This window comes from Aeromicrobium sp. PFPM2_SD2, assembly GCF_057364525.1.
The window spans coordinates 1-1,587 of record NZ_JBNFNZ010000522.1 but is presented as its reverse complement, the minus strand read 5'-3'; the positions used below and the strand labels follow the sequence as shown (position 1 = coordinate 1,587).

Sequence of the window (1,587 nt, the reverse complement as noted above, 5' to 3'; positions counted from 1 at the left end):
GCGAGCAGGGTGCCGGTCCAGCCGCCGGGCTCCAGACGATGGTCAGCAGCAGGCGTGCCGGCGGCCAGCCCGCCGCCGACCAGCCCGGCGACCGCCCCGGCCGCGGTCAGCCCGCGCCACCAGATGCCGAGCACGAGCAGCGGGCAGAACGTCGCGGCGGCCAGGCCGAAGGCGAACGTCACCGAGCTGGCCACGGAGATCTCGCCGGTCATGAACGACAGGGCGAGGGGCACCAGGACGCAGGCCACGGCGGCCACCCGCAGCGCCGCGATGGACGACAGGCGGGTGGTGGCGGCCAGGCTCTGCCCGACGACACCGGCGACCGACATCGTCAGCCCCGACGACGTCGACAGGAAGGCCGCGAACGCGCCCGCGGTGACCAGGGCGCCGAGCAGGTCGCCGGCGGTGCCCTCGAGCACGCGTCCGGGCAGCTCCAGCACGACGCTGTCGGCGTGGCCGGACGCGACGAGGTCGCCGGCGTAGACGCGTCCGAGCACGCCGTAGACCGGCGGGAGCAGGTAGAACGCGCCGAGCAGGACGAGCACGACCAGCGTCGTGCGCCGGGCCGCCCGCCCGTCGCGGTTCGTGTAGAAGCGCACGACCACGTGCGGCAGGCCCATCGTGCCCAGGAAGGTGGCGGCCATGACCGCGTACGTGCTGTACAGGCCCTGGGCGCCGTCGCCGAGCGGGCCGAACCAGTCGCCGGCGTCCGGCGTGGTCGGGCTGCCGTCGCCGCGCCAGGCCGCGACGAGGAAGGCGAGCGGCACGAGCAGCGCGGTCAGCTTCAGCCAGTACTGGAACGCCTGCACGAAGGTGATCGAGCGCATGCCGCCGGAGACGACGTTGACCACGACGATCGCCGCGACGAGGGTGCTGCCCAGCCACTCGGGCGCGTCCGCGACCGTGCGCAGCGTCAGCCCCGCGCCCTGGAACTGCGGCATGAGGTAGAGCCAGCCCACGCCGACCACGAGCACCGTCGCGACGCGGCGGACGGCGACCGACTGCAGGCGGACCTGGGCGAAGTCCGGGATCGTGTACGCCCCCGAGCGGCGCAGCGGCGCGGCGACGAGGACGAGCAGCAGCAGGTAGCCGGCCGTCCAGCCGATCGGGTACCAAAGCATGTCGGCGCCGTAGGCGAGCACCAGCCCGGCCACGCCCAGGAACGACGCCGCCGACAGGTACTCGCCGCCGATCGCCGAGCTGTTCCACCACGGGCTGACTGAGCGGGACGCGACGTAGAAGTCGCTCGTCGTGCGGCTGATCCGCAGGCCGAAGGCCCCGATGCCGATGGTCGCGAGCGACACGAGCGTGACGGCGACGGCCGCGTAGGTCGGGTTCACGGCTGCTCGACGAGGGCGGCGAAGTCGCGCTCCAAGCGGTCGGTCTGGCGCACGTACAGCCAGCCGAGCACGAACAGCCACGGGTAGACGCCGACGCCCAGCGCCAGCCAGCCAGCGGCAGGCCCAGCACCTCGCCACCCACCACGCCGTCGGCGACGCGCAGCACCACGGGCAGCGAGCCCCAGCGTCACGGGCGAGGGCGAGCACGACGACGCCGGTCAGCCGCAGCTGGGAGCGGACGAGCGCG

2 protein-coding genes are annotated in these 1,587 nt (G+C 74.2%); both read right to left on the bottom strand.

The annotated features are described in order from the left end of the window. Positions 1–1,340 (bottom strand): sodium/solute symporter (locus tag AC2W7G_RS15865; protein WP_485869290.1); only part of this gene is annotated, 1,340 nt, incomplete at its 3' end. Next, a complete protein-coding gene (locus AC2W7G_RS15860; RefSeq protein WP_485869289.1) occupies positions 1,337–1,531 on the bottom strand; it encodes a hypothetical protein in 195 nt (64 codons plus the stop codon). The genes AC2W7G_RS15865 and AC2W7G_RS15860, both read right to left, overlap by 4 nt. Positions 1,532–1,587: the final 56 nt, after the last annotated feature.